Here is a 20,830-nt window from a genome sequence, read left to right as displayed (position 1 = left end):
ACAGGAAGCACACATGGAAATCGCCCGTTCACTGCAACAGATCAAATCCTCTTATATTCGCGAAATTTTGGCTGCAGCAAGTGACCCAAACGTCATTTCTCTCGCTGGCGGTCTGCCAGATGAAAAAACATTCCCCATTGATCTGATGCGTTCTACGCTCGCTGAACTGGCGGAAAGACCTGAAGTTTTTCAATACGGTGCAACCGCAGGTTACGCGCCACTGATCGCGTTTCTGAAACAGTACTTTGATTTACCACAGACACACGAAGCCATGGTGTGTACGGGTTCTCAGCAAGGTCTGGATTTGATTGCCCGTGCTTACATTAACCCTGGCGACAAGGTTGTGATGGAAGCTCCGAGCTACCTCGGTGCGATGCAGGTGTTTGGTTTGGTGCAGGCAGAAATTGTCACCGTAACGCAAACAGCGCAAGGTCCGGATTTGGCCGAGCTGGAAGACGTATTCCGTCACCAGAAGCCTAAAATGTTCTACGCGGTGCCGGATTTCCATAACCCAACAGGCATCAGCTGGGCATTGGAGACGCGCAAAAAAGTGGCGGAGTTGTGTGAAGTGTTTGATGTGGTGATGGTAGAAGACGTGCCTTACCGCGAACTGCGTTTTGAAGGCAGTGCTTTCCCGCTCGTTTCTGATTTCTGTCCGAACAAATCGATCGTACTGCGTTCTTTCTCGAAAATTGCATCACCAGGCCTGCGTTTAGGTGCAGTTTCTGGCCGTAGCGAATACCTGACGCCGATGATCAAAGTAAAACAAGGCGCAGATTTGCACTCCAGCGTACCGATGCAAGCTCTGTTACATGCCCTGCTGGCGCACCCTCAGTTTCCGGAGCACCTGACGCGCATTCGCGAACTGTACCAATCTCGTTACGAAGTATTGTCTAACGAACTGAATAAACAACTGCCAGAAGGCTGCGAACTCAAAGCTGTTGAAGGCGGCATGTTTGTGTGGATGACGATTCCTCAATGCGACACCTTTGAGCTGGCTAAACAGCTGCTGGCAAAAGGCGTAGCGGTCGTGCCGAGCCCGGTATTCTACCCGAATCCGGACAATGCCCCTTCCGCACTGCGTTTGAACTTCACCAACTCCACGCCACAAGATTTGGCTGACGCTGCAGAGCGCCTGACCTCAGTGCTGCGTTCGCTGTAATGATTAAACGAAACGAGTAAAAAAGCCCGGTTATACCGGGCTTTTCTTTGCCTGTTGAGTACGCATGAACCACGATTTACGCGCTCTTTGGCTTAAACTTTTTCGTCATACCGTGGCTGGCCGGCGCAACCAGTTGATAGCCCAGTTTTTCGTAGAAGCCTGGTTCATCAGCAATCATCGAGACGTATGACCCTTCCAGTACCACCGAGGCGAGGTAGTTGTCGATGTACTCCATGATTTCTCGCCCAAAGCCGTTTCCCTGATAGTGCGGGTCGACGGCAACATCGACAATTTCAAAATTGCACGCACCATCACCCACCACGCGTCCCATGGCAATGAGCTCTTCTCCATCTCTTATTGAGATGCCGTACAAGCTGTTCGGTAGTGCGATCGTGGCCGCTTGTAATGACTTAGGCGATAAGCCCGCTTTGACGCGCATATCGCAGAATTCCGCTGGGCTTGGGACTTTCTCTTCGTATTTAATGGCCATTCCTTTACTCACTCTTTGATCAATCTTGCACCCTGTTTTCGCTACCAGATACATGCGTGACATTGTAACCAATGTATCTGCCATATCCTTAAGCGATAACCTGTTTTATATCTTTCTTTAAATCAATAACATAGTTACTGATTGGAAGCATCAGGTCAACGTTAATGCGAATAGCGAATTCGCCGCAGTGTTAAGCTATCGCGACCAACACGATGATGTCTGCCGGTTTGCTGCATCATGCGCATTAAATGAGTCACTCATGAGTATAAAAAAGCCCGGCGAATGCCGGACTTTATTCTTCCTCTGAAACGGTTACTTAAATAAGCTGAATTTGCCCGTGAACTCTTTCAGCTCAGCGGCATCACCGAACATACAAATACCAAAGTATTCGAGATCTTGTTCTGCGGTTTCTGCGGTCGCATTCACCTGTTCCTCTGACGAACCGACAATCATGGTATGAGTAAAATCAGTAAAGGGAAGTCCACGCTGCAGCAGTTCTTCGCGCACTTTTCTAATTTTATTGGAGTTGTCCGCTTTCAATACGATGAATGGATAATGAGAAATGGATGGATGCGTGCCGCCATCCTTATCTTTATATTGTAGAAAACAAAGGTCATCGACGTCTTCAATTTGACCGACCAGCCCCGCGGTCATGTGACCCAGCGCGTTAAACAGGCGCCCCATCTCCACTTTTTTATTCAGTACGGCGATAAATCGCTTTGAGTTTTCATCAGGCAAAGTAGAAAAATCGATCATAAACGTCCTTAATTGTTTGAAAATTTGTGCTTTGTTTAAACGGTAAGCGGCGTGAACATGAAAAGAGAAACGGGAGCACGATGTTAGAAGTATGCGGGTAATGGGCGTTCGTAAACCAACGGGTCAGTAGAGATACACATGCAATCTGAACCTTGTAACCGGCAAAAACCGAGTTTTTCGTAGTAGCGATGGTCGATGTCGCAATGCAAGTAAATCGCTTTCGCTTGTTGATTATTAAACAGTTCAGCTTTGACCAAATTCACTATTTCAGCGCCATAACCTTTATTGCGCTGCTCAGGAAGCGTTGCTAACGAACCGATACCAAAGCAGCCATCTTCCAGGCCAAACATGCGTGAATACACTATCAGGGAAGCGACGATTTGCTCGCCTTGAGCCAACACATACCAGGTACCGGAACGATACTTTCCACTATCGCGGCAACCAGCCAGGTATTGTTCAAAACCAAGGCCACCATTCCACACATCGAACCCCATTGCGTAGATGGTATCCAATTCATCAACTTTGGCTTTTCTTAGAGGCATCGTCAGTGCTTTCCTTGGTGAGTTTAAATTTGCTTTGTTAATCGTGCAGTTTCTTGGAGAGTATGTTGAACTGCACATTTAGACAAAATACCCGCGGTCGCTCCTAGACTGCCATGGCCACAAGGATTGCCGGAAGCTGACTCGCCAATAAACACATCATAAATATCTAGTTCAATAACCCACCACCCTCACTTCCTTATTGCGTTGAAGCTAAAGACTATACGCCTTCGCCTTAATTATTAAACCAGGTGAATATTATCGATAAAACCAAGCTAACTCAGCCCCTAGCCCGGCAGCATATATCGTGTGCTGCGGCCACCAGCGTCGGATTTAACTAAACAGCCCAGTTCCACCAGCGCGGCCAAGTGGCGGGTTGCGGTGGGTTTACTGACTTTGGCTACTTTATGATATTGCGTGGTGTTGATGCCCTGTTCGAAATCACCATCCAGCATGCGGTTCAAGACCTTAACCTGTTCTGCAGTCAGTTTGGTTTGATCCACTGTACGCCAGAAGTTGGTTTTGAATAGGGTTTGATCGATCTCTTTCAGTACGTCCGCAAAGGTTTCATTCAGCGTATTAAAAAACCAAACCAGCCAGGGCGTGATGTCTACATCGCCCTTTTGAGTCTGTTCGAGGATCTCATAGTAGCTTTTGCGGTTCGCCAGAATGCACACCGACATAGCGTAAAACCGGACTGATTGCTGCTCGGCCTGAGCGAGCGCCAAGTCGGTGAGTAAGCGCGTGATACGTCCATTACCATCATCCAGCGGGTGCAGCGTAACAAACCATAAATGGGTGATGGCCGCTCTGATCAATGGATCAAGCGAAACGTTTTGTTTGGAGGTGTTGAACCATTCTAAGAACATTGCCAGTTCGTTATCGAGCCGCTCACGATCCGGCGCTTCAAAGTGGATCGTCGGTTTATCGATACGGCCAGATACCACCTGCATTGGCGCGTCACCACGCAGTTGGCCACCAATGACGGGATTAAACATGGTGTAACCTTCAGGAAAAAGCCTGTCGTGCCAGTGGAGAATACGTTCCAGAGTCAGTGGAGTCTCAAGGTTCTCAACAGCGTCGAGCATTATTTCGGCTAAACCGTCCGTCTGCTCGGTGGTTGGAAATGGTCTTTCTTCCGTCAGGCCAAGTCGGTTCGCCAGCGACGAGCGCACCGAAAACGCATTGAGCGTTTCCCCTTCGATAGCGCTGGAATGGACGATGTTCGCCAGTAAAGTATCAAGCATACTTTGCTTTTGATCCTGAGACTGACTGGTGATTTTACCCAACAGGATGCCTTGGTTGAGGCGTGTTTGCCTCACCATGGGTTCGATGGTGTTCTTATCCCACGTAAAGTGAGGCCAGTTATCCTGCTGCCAGATCCACATAATGCTACTCTTGATGCGAAAATCGTTGTTATTCAAATCACAATGTAATGCGATTATGCCCAATAATCAAATCACAGATTGATTTGTTTAAGCGAGATATTCGAATCATGGTTTGGTTTGTATCGGTAAATGCACTATCCGGCCTAGCACTTCGCTCGTGTTAGAGCGATAATCCCGCCATTCGTGAGTGTTACGCTCAACTCTTAGCAATACAGAAGTAGAACAACAGCAATGACAACACAGTCAACGGTCATTATTGGCCTGCATAACCCGAAAAGCCCGACCAATGTGGGCGCGGTCATGCGCGCAGCAGGATGCTATAACGCCACTCAGGTACGTTACAACGGCACCCGCTACAATCGCGCAGCGAAATTTCAAACTGATACACAAAACATGCAGGAACGTATCGATTTAGTCGAAATGGACGAGCTCACCGCAGGCCTTGGCAGCGACGTGGAGATCGTCTGCGTTGAGTTGGTGGTTGGTGCAACAGCGCTGCCGCATTTTGAGCATCCGGAAAACGCCATTTATCTGTTTGGTCCGGAAGATAGCTCGCTGCCGCAAGAGGTGGTCGATCAGGCTCATCATGTGGTTTACATCCCTACTCATGGCTGCATGAATCTGGCGGCCACAGTGAATGTTGTGATGTACGACCGCTTAGCGAAAACCCTGGGGGCAATAGACGACCGGGAACAAGTGATCACCAATCGTGACAACAAGAACCGCTTAATAGTGAAAGAATTCGCTTAAACGTGAAAAGGGCCATAGGCCCTTTTTTTTGTTGCGGCTTACTCTGTTTAACGTGGCGTTATCGAGCCAGCTAAACGCTCACTCTAAAATGCTGCGATAAAGGTATGAGAGCATGCCTTGCGAACCGTTAAAGTCGATGAGAAGCAACGATGTCAGCAGGACTGCCATAATCGGCGTAACCAACTGTGATAAACGGCGCTTTGAAGCCTCACACCGAGCGTTTTCATCAACGGGGTCATGTTTAGTATTGATATAACGATGGCCGGATTGCGCTTCGCCATTCAACTTAACAGACTCTGCTCCCTCCTCTCGTGAGGTTTCCACCAGATCGTCCAGTGGAATCTCAGAATACAGCGGATCAACCGGTGCAATGAACCGATAACCGATGCGCGACTCGGTCTTGATGTATTCGGGGGTCGTTGCCTTATCGCCCAACATCTTACGCAGCAACGAGATAGACTGAGTCAGGCTTGAATCATCCACTTTACCGCCTCGTTCCGTCCATACCTGCCGGTAGATCTCTTCTCTGCTCAGCACTGAATTGGGATGGTTGACCAACAGTGAAAGTATTTGTGCTTCATTAGTGCCGATGATGATTTTCTCGTCATACGCGTCGGTTAAGCTTCTCTCTACCACATCGAACAGGAAGCGCGAGTTAATGACAACTTTTTCGTTTGGTGTTTCCATTGGGAATAGCAACCTCAACTAACCATATTTTTCATAAAGTTGTTTCAGGGTTTGATTCAACGAATCATACCATTTGAGAATTTCGCTATTTGTGTAGAATCTTGAATGACTTTATTAGAAAAATTATTGCGTTATCGTTATAAGAATTGAATCAGAATCTGAGTTCTGTTGCCAGCAGGCACCGTCGAGGTGCTCAACTGGCAACAGTGTAACCTATTTTTTATGCAAGATGCTGCTGAAAAAATGCGGTAATTTTGTCGAATGGAATGACATCCATCTGATCGTAAAGGTCAGTGTGGTTGGCACCCGGGATAATCATCAGCTCTTTTGGCTCTGCGGCCGCTTCGTATGCTGTTTCACTAAAGTAACGCGAATGCGCCTTCTCTCCGTGAATAAACAGCACCGGGCGTGGCGAAATTTCTGCGATGTACGTCAGGATGGGCATGTTCATGAACGACAATGGAGTCGTGACTGTCCATGATGCATTCGAGTTAATCGCGCGAGGATGGAAGCCACGTTCAGGCGATTTATAATAAGCTGCGTACTCCACCACAAACTGAGGTTCACCACCTTTAAGCTCAAGAGATACCGGGCCATAAGCGGGTTCACCTTTTTCGGCATCAGCCCAACGCTGTTGGCCAAGCTGTTCTAATGCAGCGGTACGTTGCTCAAGCGTGACGCTATCGAAGTAGCCTTTAGACATCACACGTGTCATATCATACATGGTGCTGGTCACCACGGCTTTCACGCGTTTGTCGATAGCAACCGCATTGAGAGCCATACCACCCCAGCCACAAATACCAATAACACCAATACGTTCGCGATCCACATTTGGCAACAAGCCAACAAAATCGACCGCGGCACTGAAATCTTCAGTGTTGATATCCGGTGAAGCCACATTACGAGGCTCACCACCACTTTCGCCAGTGTAAGACGGGTCAAATGCGATAGTGACGAAGCCACGTTCAGCCATCGTCTGCGCATAAAGGCCGGAAGATTGCTCTTTCACGGCACCAAACGGGCCGCTCAGGACTAAGGCTGCAAGCTTACCGCTGGCATTTTTAGGTTGGTACAAATCAGCCGCCAGAGTGATCCCGTAACGGTTCTTAAATGTCACTTTCTGATGGTCTATTTTGTCGCTCTTGGCAAATGTTTTGTCCCACTCGTCACTCAGTTTGAGTTCCGATTGCGCGATCGCTTTACTTGAAGTCATCGTACCTACTCCTAATGCAACTAAACCTGCGCCCGTTAATTTAAGTACGTCGCGGCGTGCTTCATTTGGCGCTTTTTCTGCGTTATCGGCCATAGCCGTTTCGCTGTGTGATTTCATGATCAATTTCTCCAAAAAATAACATTCAGAACAACAAGGAAATATCGCAACTGAATACCATCAAATACCGTTTTCTGACCGAGCAAGAAATATAAACGTGACGTTTAAAGTTGGAATTTACTGGCCTTCTTGATGTTCGTATTGTCGCTTTTTATTCCGCTAATTCGGTAGCGCGATAGTCTTGACTTCTTGCCTGATATTCCAAATTTCTCATTGACCACTGAGGTACTGCTCGTCCGTGACTTTCTCTTTCCAGATGACGTTTTTTCCCTCAGCTGACGCCGTTACCACAAGATGTGTCATGGCCGCATCCGGTGTCGCTCCGTGCCAGTGGTCAATACCGGGTGGACACCAAACGCTTTCACCAGCATGGAAATGGATGACGTTGCCGTCGCGAGTACCAGTTAAAGCCTCGCCCTGAGTGACAATCATGTGCTGACCTGCTGGATGAGAATGCCAGGCAGTTCGTGCACCAGCTTGAAAAGTCACGTACGCCGCGCTGTAATGGGCGACCTCGTTTTCCGGAAACAGCATGTCGACGTTCACGCTGCCAGTGAATAAGTTATCTGGCCCAGTGAAAGATTGCAGATCCTGCGCGCGATACACTTGTTGGCCGTCTGCGGCCTGAGCTTGGGTTAGCGTTACGCCGTTCACAGCAGCGATCAACAACATCATTGACCTTGTATTTTTCATCATATTGTCTCCTGATTTGATTGATTTTTCCGATGAGATGTCATCAGGCTATTGTTTACTCGCAAGCACCTGATCCAACACCTGCTGGGCATTGACTGAAATGGCTTCGCCACAATACGTCTTCAGTACGGAAATGAATGCCTTCAGCTCCGCCGGAGAAATGTGGTTGTTCATGCTGATGTTGAAATGGGCAGCCAGCTGGCTGTTTACACCATGGATATTGGCCAGCGCAGCAATCGTCGCCAGTTCACGTTGTTTCCAGCTCAGTACGTCACGCTCGAAAATGTCACCAAACAGGTGTGCTTTCAGGTATTCATCAACCTGAGGAGAGAAATCGAATAGCGCCCCTTTTACTTCCACTCCAATCAACTTGGTTTGGTTCTCGGTACCAAATTCAAGGCTGGATTTATCTGTGGGGAGCGGAGATGACTCTCGACCTAACACATCCTGAATACCCTGGCTTTTACGTGCATCCAGCACGGTCATAAACGTTGCCAAGCCATTCAAACTACGTGGAAACCCAGCGTAGGCGTAGAGTTGAACCAACACCTCTTTGAGTTCGTTAATGGTTAAGCCGGCATCCAGTGCTTCGTTCAGGCTGATTTTCAGTTTTTCGCTTTCACCGCTTGCCGTAAAAGCGGCAACAGGAATGATTGCGCGATCTTTCGCGCTTAGGATTTCGGACGACCAAGCACTGGCCGCACTGAATAACGATGTCATCGCAAATATTAGCGAGAGGGATTTTATATAGGCTTTTAACTTCGACATTCTGATTACCTTCCGTTAGTGAATGAGAACTGATTGAACGGGTTGATTTAATCTAGCGTGACTGCTTGCCTCATCCATTGCCTATAAGCTTCTATTTTTTGCCTATTCTTCCGAGTAGAAACATCCAAAGCCTCTGATGAATTCAATCCAAACAGAAAATTACATTTAGCAACATTTGGCGGAATTTTTTATATTCCGTTGGTGGATAGTTATTCGACGTTTATAAAAAGCAGCGAGCAAGTTCCATCAGAGAAAACGGATATAAGTAGTGAGCAAATTAAGATGCGAAAACGAATAAATATTTTCTGGCAAACTTTAAGGAGGAATGGGCAACGAGCTCACCGCATCAGACCTTTACAATAATGCTATCCGCTGAATCAGCCGTTATTCATCTCAAGGACTCTTGCGTGCAAATCACTACTAATCGATTTTCTTTTGTGAGCGCTTCACTTGCTCTGATGGTCACCTATGTGACCTCTGCCGTTCCGATTCCGTTATATGGAACCTATCAGTTGTACGACCATGTCAGTTACTGGCAGCTCTCGCTGAGCTCTGTAGTGTATTTCATTGGTGCCGTGACGGCATTAGTACTGCTCGGACGTTTGTCCAATCATTGGGGACGAAAACCTGTGGCTCTGCTCTCACTCATGCTCGCCGCTCTATCGGTCGCGGTGTTTGTGAATGTACACAGCGCGCCGCCTTTAATTGTCGGGCGTTTGCTGCAAGGATTGTCGTGCGGGTTGGCGTCTACAGCTTTGGCTTCCTGGCTGGTCGATCACGCGCGTTCCGTGCCTAGCTGGATTCCTGCTGCTGTCATCAGTTGCGGGCCAATGACAGGCCTGACACTAGGAGGCGTCGGCTCTGGCTTTCTGATCGAATATGCGCCCTATCCACGCCAATTGCCTTTCGTCACCGCACTGGTTCTTATTGCTGGCTGTTTACTGTTGGTGGCAAAAAGTCAGGAAACCATGCCGCGTAAACCGGGCTCGCTCAAATCACTCAGGCCAAACTTCAAATTACCTGCCAGAGCCAAAAAAGCGTTTCCTCTGGCGGCGTGTACCTTTGTTTGTACCTGGGCACTGGGTGGGTTCTTTCAGGCATTTGGTCCTGCGATGGCACGTGAACAACTTCACTCTCAAAGCGCTATCGCGGCGGCTCTGGTCTTTGCATCAATCATGGCGCCCAGTTCTGTTGGTGCATCATTGGCAGGACGAATGACTGCGGCCAAAGCGCAGTTTACAGGGATGCTGATGTTCAGTGTGTTTGTGGGGGGTGTACTGCTCGCTTTGCAGCACGGCGTTTTAACTGGCTTTCTGATTGCAAGCATTTGTGCGGGTATTGCACAAGGCATGGTACTCACCGGCAGCATCGGAACAATGGTGAACGGCTTACAACCCGAAGAGCGGGCCAACGTCTTTGCCGTTATCTATTCCACATCCTACGCGGGTGCCGCGATACCGACGCTTATCTCTGGCCAGCTCTCTTCCCACTTCAGCTTGCTACAAATCGCGAGCGGTTATGGTTTGCTCGCTCTGTTCGGTTCGGTCATCGTATTGACCAGTCGACTGATAAAGAACCCACGGCAAACCTCTCGTGAAATACTTTAAACACAAAAAAGCGCCTTTGATTTCTCAAAGGCGCAGCCACTTCATTCCTATAGGGGGAAGGATGAATCAGCTTAAATCGACATTCTTGCTGCCAACTAAGTAAGTCGCAATAAAACCCACAACATAAGAGATAAGCAGGCCAGTAACGAATACCGCCATGCCAGCAAAGATACCGCTGTTTGAGGTCATCAGTGGGATCGCAACGATACCTGATGGACCAAAGACGGTGTTCAGACCCACTGGCAACCCAAGGTAAGAAACCAGACCGATAAAGAAACCACCGGCCGCACCGCCCACGCAAGCGGTCACGAATGGTTTTACGCGAGGAAGCGTAACACCGTAAATCAGTGGCTCACCGATACCGAGAATCCCCGGAATGATGGCCCCTTTCACCTGAGTTCGCAGCACCGCATCTTTGTTGGCTTTAAAGTACAGCGCGAGTGACGCTCCCACTTGTCCGGCACCCGCCATAGCAAGAATCGGGAACAGCGAGTTAAAACCTTGCGCTTCCATCAACGCGAAGTAAACCGGTACAAACCCCTGGTGAATACCAAATACGACGGAAATCAGAAACAGACCAGCCAGAACAGCGGCACCCAGCGGGTTATCGTTGAGGTTCATGAATAGCCACGACATACCTTTAAACAGCTCGCCACCGATTGGCATGATCACCACGTAAGTGACTACGCCCATGATGAGCAGCGTGACCACAGACGTCAGAATCATATCGAGGTCATCCGGCATGTATTCACGTACTTTACGTTCTACCTGCGCACCAATGATCGCGGCCAGCAATACACCAATGATGTTCCCGCGCGGGTCAATGGTGTAGCCGAAGAACTCACTCATCCCGGAATAGATTCCCGATGTCGCATCCGGGTTATAGCCAAGCACGAACAGAGACGCGAGTATGGCGCCGTTCACACCTGAGCCACCAAACGCCTGTTGCGCGTTGTAGCCAATCAAAATACTCAGGAACGCAAACAGGCCTTTACCAAACACTTTCATGTACGCAATCAAATCCAACATGAACTGACTTGGCGTCTGATCGACCACGTAGATTTGTTCCAGCAACGTGGCGAATCCCAGCAGCAAACCCGCAGCGATAAAGCCTGGGATCAGCGGCGTAAAAATGGTGGCGAACTTGCTCAGAAAACGTTGTACCGCGCTGGTTTGCTTACTTTTCATTTGTTTTTTCTGCGCTGCCGCCACAGAAGAGACATCCTGAGAGTCGTTGGCCTCAATAGGCTGCGCGTTTCCACTGATGATGCTTTCTATCAGTTGATTCATCAGATCCGCCGCTTGTTGGGCTTTGCCCGGGCCGAGAATGATCTGAAACTGCTCATCACTTTCCACAACTCCCATGACACCGGGAATTTGTTTGAGCGTTGCCTGATCCGCCACCCCATTGTTGGCCAGAGTCAGGCGCAACCGGGTCATACAGTTGCCACATTTGTTGACGTTACCGCTCCCCCCGACTGCCGCCAGAATCTGCGATATCATTGTTTGGCTAATCTTTGCCATAACGCTCTCCTTGAGAACCTGAATACTTTATTGGTCGTTAAGTGCAGCGCGAATAAATCCATTGTGCTGCTGTAATTTGGCCGTTGCTTGTTTTGCATCAAGCCCGGATAGAATCATCAGAATCGCGGTTTTGCAGTGACGATTGCACGCGTTCAACGCCGATTCCGCTTCTTCGGCCGAAGCACCTGTCGCTTCGACGACGATGTTGGTTTGGCGTTGAATCAGCTTGGCGTTGGTCGCTTCAACATCCACCATCAAGTTACCAAATACTTTTCCGCTGCGAATCATTGCGCCCGAAGTCAGCATGTTGAGCACCAGTTTTTGCGCCGTTCCCGCCTTCATGCGAGAAGACCCGGTCACCACTTCGGGCCCGACAACGGGCAAAATCGCTATCTTGGCCGCATCAGCCATCGGACATTCCGGGTTGCAAGCCACAGAAACCGTCATCGCGCCCACCTCATTGGCGTAGTCCAGCCCACCGAGCACATATGGCGTACGTCCGCTGGCGGCGATGCCTACCACCACATCACGTTCGGTTAGGTTGAGCGATTGAAGGCCTTGCTTGGCCAGTTCGCGGTTGTCTTCTGCATTTTCCACTGCTTTGAGAATGGCCTGATGTCCGCCAGCAATCAGGCCCACCACCAGTTCGTGCGGCGTGCCATACGTTGGAGGACATTCGCTGGCGTCAAGAATGCCCAACCGGCCAGACGTGCCAGCGCCCATGTAAATCAAACGTCCACCTTCAGCAAAAGCGCGGGTGATTGCATCCACTGCCAGCGCAATGTTCGGTAGCACCGCCTCCACCGCCAGTGCGACTTTCTGATCTTCTTGATTGATGACTTTTAACATCTCAACCGTCGATAACGTGTCTATAGCAGCGCTTGCCGGATTGCGGCTTTCGGTGACCAAACGGGTTAAATCAATTTTCATTACGACATCTCTAAACGGAATTGAACTGAGGGCGATTCTATGGAATAAAATATTCAAATTAGGTGATAAAAATCACACTTGAGGTTATTCTTTAGACGCTAAAACTCTGGAATAATGCCCAGTTAAATCGCGTTACAGTTGAAGAAATTTGGCCAAACAATCTTTGGCGTGAGTAAGTTAGCGTATTTGACTTTTATTTATTGATTGGAATAATTTATTTCACTTTTTTGAGATTTTCACATGTCAGTCATCCATAAAATCGTATCGAGACGTACTCAGTTATCGCACAGTGGTCGCCAGATTGGTGATTGGGTTGTTGAACACACGGCTCAGGCTGCCCAGTTAACCAGTCAGGAGTTAGCTCAAGCGGTGAATGTGAGTCAGTCAAGCATTGTGAAATTTACCCAGCGATTGGGGTTTAAGGGCTACAGCGCGTTTAAGCTGGCGTTAACTGAAGAGATTGGCCGTAAACAGGCGATGCAAAATACGCCGCTACACAGCGATATTCTGGCCGATGACCCCATCGCCGTGATCGCGCAAAAGCTGGTGAAAGCCAAAACCGACGCGATGTTTCACACCACCAACGCCTTGTCGATGGAAGCGTGTCACCAAGCCGTGCAGTGGCTAAGCGACGCGCGCCGAGTGCAGATTGTGGGCATTGGCGGATCCGCACTCACCGCCAAAGATCTCAGTTATAAGTTGCTCAAACTCGGCATCACCGCATTGGCCGAACAAGACAGCCATGTCCAGATTGCGGTCGCGCGTACGCTGACCGAGCAGGATGTACAAATCGCGATTTCGTTTTCCGGCGACCGAAAAGAGATTTTGGTGGCGGCCGAAGCGGCAAAAGAACAAGGGGCGAAAGTCATAGCACTCACCTCGCCCAACAAAAGCCGGCTACGCCAGTTGGCGGACATGACGTTCGACACCATTGCCGACGAAACCGAGCACCGCAGCTCAGCCATTGCTTCGCGCAGCGCTCAGAATGTGATCACCGATTTGCTGTTCATCATTCTGGTCCAGCTACGTGATGAGAGCGCAAGAGAGATGATCAGCAACATTTCGTCCGATATTCGGCAGATTTTGTAATGTTAGACAAAGGAGCCGGAACGAAACATCCCGGCTTTTAGCTTACTCAGCATCCCAATTTATCTCGCGTTGTACGCCAGATTCTTCGGCGAATGTTGGATCATGGCTGATCAGCATAAAACCGCCTTGGTATTGTTGCAGCGCTTGCGCCAACATGAGTTTGGAATCGAGGTCGAGATGGTTATCCGGCTCATCCAGCAACAGAAACGGTTGTGCGTTCTGATGGCTGGCAATAAGCATCGTCAGTTTCATCTTCTCGCCACCGCTCAGCGCTTTACCTTGGCGAAACACACTGTCACGGCGAAAACCGATGCCAGCCAACAAGGTTCGCGCATCCCGTTCTTTCATTCCCGCGCACTGTTGAAGTAGGTTTTCAAGCACCGAGCGGTCTTCACGAACCGCACCAAAATGTTGGTCGAGATAATACAACGCGCTATTCAGTTGTAACTCGCCGCTGGGCAGCGGCACGTCTCCCAATAGGGTTTTCAGTAACGTCGATTTACCGCAACCATTGCTGCCGGTCAGGTGAACTTTTTCGTGAGCATACACCGTGAACGTTTTAGGTTTTGCATTACCAAACGCCAACACCGCTTCGGTTATCGTGATCGCTTTGCGGGTATTTAGAAGGGAGCCAGCCAAGTACAACTTCTGGCCTTTTAGTTGCTCCTTTCGCGCGCTCAAGGTTTGTGCCTTCGCTTGCAAGTGGCTTTGCCGTAGCTGTTCATTCTTACTGCGGTTTGTCGCTCGAGCCGTAGCTTTATCCTTTTTACCATCGAGCAAAATGGTCGCCTGACTGCCCGCTCTGCGCAGTTTGTTTCCTTGCGACGCTCTTTGCTCCGCTTTTTCACGATTACGCTGCGCCTGTTCTTCCAGTTGTTTTTGTTGCTTGGTGACACAAGCTAACTGACGCTCTACCGCCAACAATTCGCTACGCTTTTGCTCGGCGTACACATCATAATTACCGCCAAACACCTGCAAACCGAGGCCAGACAGCTCCCAGATTTCGTCCATTTCGCGCAGCAACTGGCGATCGTGACTGATCAGTAAAATGGCGCCTTGGAAAGATCGCATGGTTTCGATCAGCCACTGCTTGGCATGGGTGTCGAGGTGATTCGACGGCTCATCGAGGATCAACAGTTGGGTACTGCGATGAAATAGCTGCCAAAGTTGCAGCCGGGCAAGTTGTCCTCCGCTTAGCTTGGCGCATAAAAAGGCCGGATCTTGTGGCAAGTGCATGCTGGCCAGCTGTTGGTTGAGCTTCGCGGGCAGATCCCACTCATCCCCCACGATATCAAACCAATGTTGAGAGCAATCACCCGATTCAATCCGTTTGAGCGCATCAAGAATCGTCTGCTTACCCAGAAACCCACCGATTGAGCGTGTTCCTGACAGCAATTCAGACGGTAGCTGGCGATAAATGGCAACGGAATTAGGTAACGCGACGCTGCCTGTTGATGGCTGGCGTTCGCCGCTCAATAGTTCAGCCAGCAGCGATTTTCCCACTCCGTTTCGCCCAACCAATCCCACACGGCGCTGGGTCATGGAACAGGTGATGGAATGAAACAGCGTGTCGCCGTTATCGAACTGGTAACTGATTTGGGTTGCTTGTAAAAATGGCATTGTTTGCCTCCTGTGTGACAGGGGCAATAGCCGTAGCTGAATGAAGCTGGGCGCACGAATCAATGCGCGTGATGACAAACAATGTCGGAAAGTGAGCTACGCCTACTAACCCTGTATATCCAAAAATAAAATCAAACATGGATGACAGGTTTAGTTGTTCATATTGGCGTAAACTCCGAAAGAAATGATGGCGAAACCTTAACCAACTTACCGATACGCGTCAAGCTGCTTACCGAGAATACTGTTCCTGGAATAAGCGCAGCGCAGCATCACTGCTAATCGGCTCGCTCGATAGTGACGCTCATTGAGCCGTTGCTGGTAAAGCGATCCAAACCACCATCAATCTTACCCAAATTGATCAGTCCAGAGGCGTAACCAAAGTCTTTGTAGAAAACGACTAAGTTTCCCCACGGCGCATAATAAGAAATATCACCCGCTTTTGAGCTGGTGCCGGATGGCGCGCCTTGGCTGGTTAGTTTAGCGGGCAAATAGGCAATTTTTTCCGTACGCGCGTAATCTTCCAATTCAAAGCTCAACGGCAGTTGACGAAGGAAATCCTGTGTAGACGGTGAATCACTGAGTGTTGCAGTCACGGTGTGATCGTCAAAGACGAAACGGATCTTCATGGTTTGTTCTCCTTGGACGGGCGCAGTGTTGGCGCTCGCCGTTTTGATTATCAATGTATTGAGTAGAAACAACCCAAATCGCAATGAACGTGAGAGTTTTCTCATTCAATGTCACCTAGTTCAATTTGCTTATCACTACGCGAAGTCGGTTTAAACCGTCTATCAATTGCTCGCGTGGGCACGCCATGTTCAGGCGCAAATACCCTTCTCCCGCGCCGCCATACACGGTGCCAGCATTGAGCATGAGTTTGCCTTCACGGCGCAGCATGTCGGTCAGTTGAGCAGAGTTCATTGTCAGGCTTCGGCAGTCAATCCACGCCAGATAGGTCGCCTGCTGTTGAGTCAGTTTGAGCTGTGGTAAATGTGTGGCGATAAAATCACTCACCACTAAGTAGTTCTGATGTAAATACCCGGTCAGAGCATCCAGCCAGGCTTCACTGTCGTTATAGGCCGCAATCAGCGCGGTGACACCAAACGGGTTCACATCGCACACTTCGTGAATATTAAGCGCGCGCTCGATCTTCGCTCTGAGAGTTTCATCCGCCGCTACAATATTGGCGATTTGCAATCCGGCGATATTGAACGATTTACTCGGCGAATGGGTCGTGACGCTGTTACGCAGGAACTCTTCACCTAACGCCGCAAACGGTTGATGCGTTTGCCCCGGAAACATCAGATCGCAATGAATTTCATCACTGATCACCGTTACGCTATGTTTAAAGCAGATCTCACCAACACGTCGCAACTCTTGCTCACTCCATGCTCGGCCGACCGGATTATGTGGATTGCACAAAATCATCGCTGTCACATGGGGTTGCGCCGCTACTTGTTCCAGATGTTCAAAATCCATCTCATAAAAGCCATCACGATTGACGAGCGGATTTTCCACCAACTGACACTGCATATTACGCACGGAGCTGAAAAAGCAGTTGTATGCTGGCGTTTGCACAATGACGCCATCGCCCGGCTCAGTCACACCTTTTAATATGGCCGAAAGCGCGGGCACGACACCGGAGGTATACAAAATCCATTCACGCCGCATGGCAAATTGATGACGTCGTTCAAACCAATCCAATACCGCCTGAAAATAGGCGTCCGGTACACTGGCATAGCCAAAAACACCGTGCTCCACTCTGCGCTTCAGCGCGTCAATAATCGGTTCTGCAGCGCGAAAATCCATGTCGGCGACCCACATCGGTAATACCGATTCATCTTGTGGGCTGTCCCATTTCACACTGCCGGTTTGGTGCCGGTTGATGATTCGGTCGAAATCAAATTGCGTCATTGCGTGCCTGCCTTGGTTTGCGTTTCAATCTTGCAGGCATTGGGATCTCGGCTGTTTTCGTCGATGATGATGTCACCAATCGAGCGCGCCTTGATGTAGCCTGACAGTGGATTCTTGACGCTCATAATGTCAGAAATAATCTCAGCATTCAGTGTTGCATACTCAAAACAGAGATCCGTCTCTTCCATAACGCAATTTTCCATCACCAGGTCCTGCGCGTAGCACAAAGGCTGTTCGCCGCGAATGGTGCAATTAACCAAACGCAGATTTTTTGAGTGCCAACCAAGATATTCACCGTCGAGCACACTGTCATATACCGTGACATTCTCCGCTCCCCAGAAGGCATCTTTGGAATCGAGATAGGCGTTACGGATCGTGACGTTTTTCGCGTCCTGAAACGAGTAGTTACCTTGTAGTTTGAAGCCATCGATATCCACATTTTCGCCATTCATGAACACATAATCAGCACCACGCATTTCCACATTGTTGAGTGTCACATCGTGGCAATTCCACAACGTTTCACCTGCGTTCGGGAAACGGGAGTTTTCAATATAGAGATGCGAGACTCGGCGAAACATCTTCGGCGCCTCCACCACACAGTTTTTCATGATCAGATTATCGGTGTACCAAATCGCAGCACGCGCATAAACGGTAAACAGGCACTGTTCTAATACCACATGGTTGCTGTGCCAAAACGGATACTTGCCCATGAATTCACATTGCATGGCTGTCATATTTCTGGTGTGCTTCATCGCCGACTCGCCCGGATAGAAGCGGACTTTGTGTAGATATTTGTTTTTCTCTGCGTACAAAGGACGTTCACCTTCATAAAAGCGGTCGCAGATTTTTTCCTGAGTTTGGATAAAGCTTTTCATTAGTTACCTGAGCTTAGCGATGAAGAGAAAAGAAAAGAGAAGCGCCAGACTGATTCTGGCGCAAAGACGTTGTCGTACCCGCGCTTATTTCAGTGCATCGTACTCTTCGTCCGAAACCGGCTCACACCATTCATTGCTTGAACCTTCTGCCGGAATTTCAACCGCCACATGAGCAAACCAACTGTCTTTGGCCGCGCCATGCCAGTGTTTGGTGCCCGGCGCAATGTGAACGACATCGCCGGGGTTGAGTTCTCGTGCTGGTTGACCCGCTTCCTGATACCAACCACGACCTCCTGTCACCAGCAGGATCTGGCCACCTTTGTGGTGAATGTGCCAGAAGTTGCGGCAACCGGGTTCAAATGTCACATTCGCGACTATCAGACCTGGCATATTCAGCAGAGCCAAATAACTGGTTCCGGTAAAATAGTCGGCATACGCGACGTTCTCTTCACCAAAGTCAAAAATGCCTTTGCCGTTAAAATTGCCCGCTTTCAGCGCTTCCGGGATAAACGTTTTTTGTTCATTACTCATCATAAACTCCAGTGATTTCTTAGTGTCATTCGCAAATGGTGCGGAAAACGATTCAATTCAGCACGGTGTTGAGAACATCCGCGGCGTTTAATGCAATGTGTTCTCCACACTCTTCGCGCATAACGTCGATAAAATTCTTTAATTGAGTCGGCGTGACACCATTGTTCATTGCAATCAAATAGTGCGCTTGCAGTTGGCTGTTCACCCCGTTCATATTGGCCAGTGCTGCGATGGTGGCGAGCTCCCGCTCTTTCCAACTCAACACTTCACTTTGGAAGATATCGCCAAACAAGTGTGCTTTGAGATACGCATCGATGGCGGGAGCGAACTCAAATAGCGCGCCAGACACTGGTTGGCCAACCAACAGGGTCTGATTTCGAGTACCGACTTCCAGGCTGTCGCCATGAGTGATCGCCCGCCCGGCATCGCCTTCCTCGTCAACAATGCCGCGACGTTTACGCGCTTCCAACACAGCCATGAACGCCCCTAATCCATTCAGGCTGCGTGGAAACCCTGCGTACGCATACATTTGTACCAACACAGATTTGATGGTGTTTACCGTCAGCCCGGATTCCAGCCCGTGTTCAAGGCTGGTTATCAGTCGTTCGATTTGCCCGCTGGCAGTAAATGCTGCGATAGGCAAAATGGCGATTTCTTTATTATTCAAGGCTTGTTCACTTTGGGTTTGCATAAGCATCTCCGGCAGGACGGGAAAACACGGATCCAGTTTGATCTTGATATCAGCCGCATGAGCTTAATCGCCAAACTGTGAGAACAATTTACGCCTGAGGGGGGAATTTACGTTAGCCTATTCAACGCTAATTCTTGCCCATTCCTCCAATCATCTTTTAGGGAAAGGAAAAACAAGCCATGTTCCCAACTAAGTAGAGAAAGCTGCAAGGTAACTATAACTAATTGTATTTAAATGAATACGTATTCAACTCGCGTTGATTTTCTTAGCCCAAAACCAGCTAAGTCGTTGCCTCTGAGCAAGACAAGGATTCAAACTACCTTTGCCTGATATTCTTTACTTACGTCGATTTGCTGTTATAACTACTGACATTAATCACAGCCAAAATGACCCTTTGCGTCACTCAGGGAGCCGCGATGACACGTTCAAATTCCATAGCAGAAGCCACCGCAACGTTTGCCAGGCAAATCGAAAAATGGACTCACAATACCAATCAATTTGAGACTGCGATTCCAGGAGTAAGGTTGAGTCATTGGACGGCGCCGACCTCACCGACCAGCTACACGCATAAATCCAGTATCTGCTTGATTGCACAGGGTAAAAAACGTGTTCTGCTCGGCGAAGAGAGCTTTACTTATGACGCGAACCACTTCCTGATTTCTTCTGTTGACTTGCCTATCATTGCCAACATCATCGAAGCCAGTGAAGAAACACCGTATCTCGGCTTAGTGATGGAACTCGATCTGCAGGAGATCTCGCAGTTGATCGTCGACAGTGAACTGTCGTTCAATCCGAGCAAAGAAGCGCAAAAAGGGATAGCGGTTGGCGAACTGTCTGAACCGCTATTGAATGCTTTTGTGCGTCTGATGGAGTTACAGGACGATCCGGCGAGCATCAAGATTCTCGCACCAGTGATTAAACGCGAAATTTTTTACCGCCTGCTTACGTCCGAACAAGGTGGACGTTTGAATCAAATCGTGACCGCTGGCAGCCACAGTCACCAGATTTCCAAAGCGATTGATTGGCTGAAAAACAATTTTGTGAAGCCGCTTAGCGTCAGTGAACTTGCCTCCTACACCGGGATGAGCAAATCGGCGTTTTATACTCATTTTCGAGCCATGACATCGATGACTCCACTGCAATTTCAGAAGAAACTGCGCTTAAGTGAAGCCCGCCGTTTGATGCTGACCGAAAATCTCGACGCAATGGCGACCACTTTTCGGGTTGGCTACGAAAGCCCTTCCCAATTCAGCCGCGAATACAGTCGTCTGTTTGGAGCGCCGCCTTCTAAAGACATTAAAACGCTGCGCGAAGCCGACATTGTGTGATAGCAAGCCCGCCGATACCAGGCGGGCTTTTTGTTTCCTGTGTCTGCCACTGCAACGAGAAAGAAGATTAAGCAATGATTTTTCATTAATTTGGTTAATTAATTCATCCCGAAAGGCATACATCTAAATTAAAACAAAACCTTACAAGAGTTAATGTTAGT

The 20,830-nt window shown here is 49.0% G+C and carries 21 protein-coding genes; 5 read left to right on the top strand and 16 right to left on the bottom strand.

All coding sequences use genetic code 11. From position 1 onward, the window contains the following. Positions 1-13: 13 nt before the first annotated feature. On the top strand, positions 14-1,162 hold the full coding sequence (locus tag DYA43_RS21255) for an aminotransferase-like domain-containing protein (protein ID WP_061055619.1): 1,149 nt from the start codon (positions 14-16) through the stop codon (positions 1,160-1,162). A 76-nt stretch (positions 1,163-1,238) separates the two neighbouring features. Here DYA43_RS21255 and DYA43_RS21250 read toward each other — a convergent pair whose 3' ends face one another. From DYA43_RS21250 to DYA43_RS21235, 4 genes are all read right to left on the bottom strand, one after another. Then, positions 1,239-1,652: a GNAT family N-acetyltransferase gene (locus DYA43_RS21250; RefSeq protein ID WP_055452411.1), complete on the bottom strand. Its 414-nt coding sequence runs from the start codon at positions 1,650-1,652 to the stop codon at positions 1,239-1,241. A 312-nt stretch (positions 1,653-1,964) separates the two neighbouring features. After that, on the bottom strand, positions 1,965-2,408 hold the full coding sequence (locus DYA43_RS21245) for a DUF2000 domain-containing protein (protein ID WP_061055618.1): 444 nt from the start codon (positions 2,406-2,408) through the stop codon (positions 1,965-1,967). 83 nt (positions 2,409-2,491) lie between these two features. Continuing rightward, positions 2,492-2,950, bottom strand: coding sequence for a GNAT family N-acetyltransferase (locus tag DYA43_RS21240; protein WP_061055617.1), 459 nt, complete (start codon positions 2,948-2,950; stop codon positions 2,492-2,494). 284 nt (positions 2,951-3,234) lie between these two features. Next, the gene (locus DYA43_RS21235) at positions 3,235-4,335 is read right to left on the bottom strand and encodes a Fic family protein (RefSeq protein WP_061055616.1); all 1,101 of its coding nucleotides are present in this window, start codon (positions 4,333-4,335) and stop codon (positions 3,235-3,237) included. 231 nt (positions 4,336-4,566) lie between these two features. On the opposite strand from DYA43_RS21235, the gene DYA43_RS21230 reads away from it, so the two are divergent. Next, a complete protein-coding gene (locus DYA43_RS21230; protein ID WP_061055615.1) occupies positions 4,567-5,085 on the top strand; it encodes an RNA methyltransferase in 519 nt (172 codons plus the stop codon). Positions 5,086-5,163: 78 nt separating this feature from the next. Here the strand turns inward: DYA43_RS21230 and DYA43_RS21225 are convergent, their stop codons facing one another. From DYA43_RS21225 to DYA43_RS21210, 4 genes are all read right to left on the bottom strand, one after another. After that, positions 5,164-5,772 carry a winged helix-turn-helix domain-containing protein gene (locus DYA43_RS21225; RefSeq protein ID WP_061055614.1) on the bottom strand — a complete coding sequence of 203 codons (609 nt, stop codon included), beginning with the start codon at positions 5,770-5,772 and terminating at the stop codon, positions 5,164-5,166. A gap of 220 nt (positions 5,773-5,992) precedes the next feature. After that, positions 5,993-7,102, bottom strand: a complete 1,110-nt coding sequence (locus tag DYA43_RS21220; protein ID WP_024374047.1) for an alpha/beta hydrolase — start codon at positions 7,100-7,102, stop codon at positions 5,993-5,995. 210 nt (positions 7,103-7,312) lie between these two features. Further along, on the bottom strand, positions 7,313-7,795 hold the full coding sequence (locus DYA43_RS21215) for a (R)-mandelonitrile lyase (RefSeq protein ID WP_061056071.1): 483 nt from the start codon (positions 7,793-7,795) through the stop codon (positions 7,313-7,315). 48 nt (positions 7,796-7,843) lie between these two features. Then, the gene (locus tag DYA43_RS21210) at positions 7,844-8,563 is read right to left on the bottom strand and encodes a carboxymuconolactone decarboxylase family protein (RefSeq protein WP_061055613.1); all 720 of its coding nucleotides are present in this window, start codon (positions 8,561-8,563) and stop codon (positions 7,844-7,846) included. 407 nt (positions 8,564-8,970) lie between these two features. Between DYA43_RS21210 and DYA43_RS21205 the strand changes: the two genes are divergently transcribed. After that, positions 8,971-10,170 carry an MFS transporter gene (locus tag DYA43_RS21205; RefSeq protein WP_225869406.1) on the top strand — a complete coding sequence of 400 codons (1,200 nt, stop codon included), beginning with the start codon at positions 8,971-8,973 and terminating at the stop codon, positions 10,168-10,170. A gap of 66 nt (positions 10,171-10,236) precedes the next feature. Here the strand turns inward: DYA43_RS21205 and murP are convergent, their stop codons facing one another. Both murP and murQ read right to left on the bottom strand, forming a co-directional pair. Further along, a complete protein-coding gene (gene murP, locus DYA43_RS21200; RefSeq protein ID WP_061055612.1) occupies positions 10,237-11,694 on the bottom strand; it encodes a PTS N-acetylmuramic acid transporter subunit IIBC in 1,458 nt (485 codons plus the stop codon). A gap of 27 nt (positions 11,695-11,721) precedes the next feature. Further along, on the bottom strand, positions 11,722-12,624 hold the full coding sequence (gene murQ, locus DYA43_RS21195) for an N-acetylmuramic acid 6-phosphate etherase (protein ID WP_061055611.1): 903 nt from the start codon (positions 12,622-12,624) through the stop codon (positions 11,722-11,724). 240 nt (positions 12,625-12,864) lie between these two features. Between murQ and DYA43_RS21190 the strand changes: the two genes are divergently transcribed. Continuing rightward, positions 12,865-13,713 (top strand): SIS domain-containing protein, encoded by an 849-nt coding sequence (locus DYA43_RS21190; RefSeq protein ID WP_044364796.1) that lies wholly within the window; start codon positions 12,865-12,867, stop codon positions 13,711-13,713. Positions 13,714-13,755: 42 nt separating this feature from the next. Here the strand turns inward: DYA43_RS21190 and DYA43_RS21185 are convergent, their stop codons facing one another. The 6 genes from DYA43_RS21185 to DYA43_RS21160 all read right to left on the bottom strand — a co-directional run bounded on the left by DYA43_RS21185 (position 13,756) and on the right by DYA43_RS21160 (position 19,341). Beyond that, entirely contained in the window at positions 13,756-15,333 is a 1,578-nt protein-coding gene (locus DYA43_RS21185; protein WP_061055610.1) for an ATP-binding cassette domain-containing protein, read from the bottom strand. A 275-nt stretch (positions 15,334-15,608) separates the two neighbouring features. Then, a complete protein-coding gene (locus DYA43_RS21180) occupies positions 15,609-15,959 on the bottom strand; it encodes a cyclophilin-like fold protein (protein ID WP_020328624.1) in 351 nt (116 codons plus the stop codon). A 115-nt stretch (positions 15,960-16,074) separates the two neighbouring features. Beyond that, the gene (locus tag DYA43_RS21175) at positions 16,075-17,244 is read right to left on the bottom strand and encodes a MalY/PatB family protein (RefSeq protein WP_020328626.1); all 1,170 of its coding nucleotides are present in this window, start codon (positions 17,242-17,244) and stop codon (positions 16,075-16,077) included. Continuing rightward, positions 17,241-18,119, bottom strand: a complete 879-nt coding sequence (locus tag DYA43_RS21170) for a DUF3737 family protein (RefSeq protein ID WP_061055609.1) — start codon at positions 18,117-18,119, stop codon at positions 17,241-17,243. Before DYA43_RS21170 ends, DYA43_RS21175 begins: the two co-directional genes overlap by 4 nt. Positions 18,120-18,203: 84 nt before the next feature. Further along, positions 18,204-18,650, bottom strand: coding sequence for a cupin domain-containing protein (locus DYA43_RS21165; protein WP_061055608.1), 447 nt, complete (start codon positions 18,648-18,650; stop codon positions 18,204-18,206). Positions 18,651-18,702: 52 nt separating this feature from the next. Next, entirely contained in the window at positions 18,703-19,341 is a 639-nt protein-coding gene (locus DYA43_RS21160) for a carboxymuconolactone decarboxylase family protein (protein WP_020430970.1), read from the bottom strand. Between the two features lie 416 nt (positions 19,342-19,757). Here DYA43_RS21160 and DYA43_RS21155 point away from each other — a divergent pair, with 416 nt between their 5' ends. Then, positions 19,758-20,669: an AraC family transcriptional regulator gene (locus DYA43_RS21155; RefSeq protein ID WP_061055607.1), complete on the top strand. Its 912-nt coding sequence runs from the start codon at positions 19,758-19,760 to the stop codon at positions 20,667-20,669. The last annotated feature ends 161 nt before the right edge of the window (positions 20,670-20,830 follow it).

This window comes from Vibrio fluvialis (assembly GCF_900460245.1).
Classification (GTDB): domain Bacteria; phylum Pseudomonadota; class Gammaproteobacteria; order Enterobacterales; family Vibrionaceae; genus Vibrio; species Vibrio fluvialis.
This window is presented reverse-complemented; position numbering and strand designations above follow the sequence as displayed.

Excerpts from the sequence above, each read along its gene's own strand:
- DYA43_RS21165 (WP_061055608.1), bottom strand. The coding sequence starts at position 18,650 with ATGAGTAATGAACAAAAAACGTTTATCCCGGAAGCGCTGAAAGCGGGC.
- murP (WP_061055612.1), bottom strand. The coding sequence starts at position 11,694 with ATGGCAAAGATTAGCCAAACAATGATATCGCAGATTCTGGCGGCAGTC.
- DYA43_RS21190 (WP_044364796.1), top strand. The coding sequence starts at position 12,865 with ATGTCAGTCATCCATAAAATCGTATCGAGACGTACTCAGTTATCGCAC.
- murQ (WP_061055611.1), bottom strand. The coding sequence starts at position 12,624 with ATGAAAATTGATTTAACCCGTTTGGTCACCGAAAGCCGCAATCCGGCA.
- DYA43_RS21225 (WP_061055614.1), bottom strand. The coding sequence starts at position 5,772 with ATGGAAACACCAAACGAAAAAGTTGTCATTAACTCGCGCTTCCTGTTC.
- DYA43_RS21215 (WP_061056071.1), bottom strand. The coding sequence starts at position 7,795 with ATGAAAAATACAAGGTCAATGATGTTGTTGATCGCTGCTGTGAACGGC.
- DYA43_RS21155 (WP_061055607.1), top strand. The coding sequence starts at position 19,758 with ATGACACGTTCAAATTCCATAGCAGAAGCCACCGCAACGTTTGCCAGG.
- DYA43_RS21250 (WP_055452411.1), bottom strand. The coding sequence starts at position 1,652 with ATGGCCATTAAATACGAAGAGAAAGTCCCAAGCCCAGCGGAATTCTGC.
- DYA43_RS21255 (WP_061055619.1), top strand. The coding sequence starts at position 14 with ATGGAAATCGCCCGTTCACTGCAACAGATCAAATCCTCTTATATTCGC.
- DYA43_RS21235 (WP_061055616.1), bottom strand. The coding sequence starts at position 4,335 with ATGTGGATCTGGCAGCAGGATAACTGGCCTCACTTTACGTGGGATAAG.
- DYA43_RS21170 (WP_061055609.1), bottom strand. The coding sequence starts at position 18,119 with ATGAAAAGCTTTATCCAAACTCAGGAAAAAATCTGCGACCGCTTTTAT.
- DYA43_RS21230 (WP_061055615.1), top strand. The coding sequence starts at position 4,567 with ATGACAACACAGTCAACGGTCATTATTGGCCTGCATAACCCGAAAAGC.
- DYA43_RS21220 (WP_024374047.1), bottom strand. The coding sequence starts at position 7,102 with ATGAAATCACACAGCGAAACGGCTATGGCCGATAACGCAGAAAAAGCG.
- DYA43_RS21185 (WP_061055610.1), bottom strand. The coding sequence starts at position 15,333 with ATGCCATTTTTACAAGCAACCCAAATCAGTTACCAGTTCGATAACGGC.
- DYA43_RS21160 (WP_020430970.1), bottom strand. The coding sequence starts at position 19,341 with ATGCAAACCCAAAGTGAACAAGCCTTGAATAATAAAGAAATCGCCATT.
- DYA43_RS21210 (WP_061055613.1), bottom strand. The coding sequence starts at position 8,563 with ATGTCGAAGTTAAAAGCCTATATAAAATCCCTCTCGCTAATATTTGCG.
- DYA43_RS21240 (WP_061055617.1), bottom strand. The coding sequence starts at position 2,950 with ATGCCTCTAAGAAAAGCCAAAGTTGATGAATTGGATACCATCTACGCA.
- DYA43_RS21180 (WP_020328624.1), bottom strand. The coding sequence starts at position 15,959 with ATGAAGATCCGTTTCGTCTTTGACGATCACACCGTGACTGCAACACTC.
- DYA43_RS21175 (WP_020328626.1), bottom strand. The coding sequence starts at position 17,244 with ATGACGCAATTTGATTTCGACCGAATCATCAACCGGCACCAAACCGGC.
- DYA43_RS21245 (WP_061055618.1), bottom strand. The coding sequence starts at position 2,408 with ATGATCGATTTTTCTACTTTGCCTGATGAAAACTCAAAGCGATTTATC.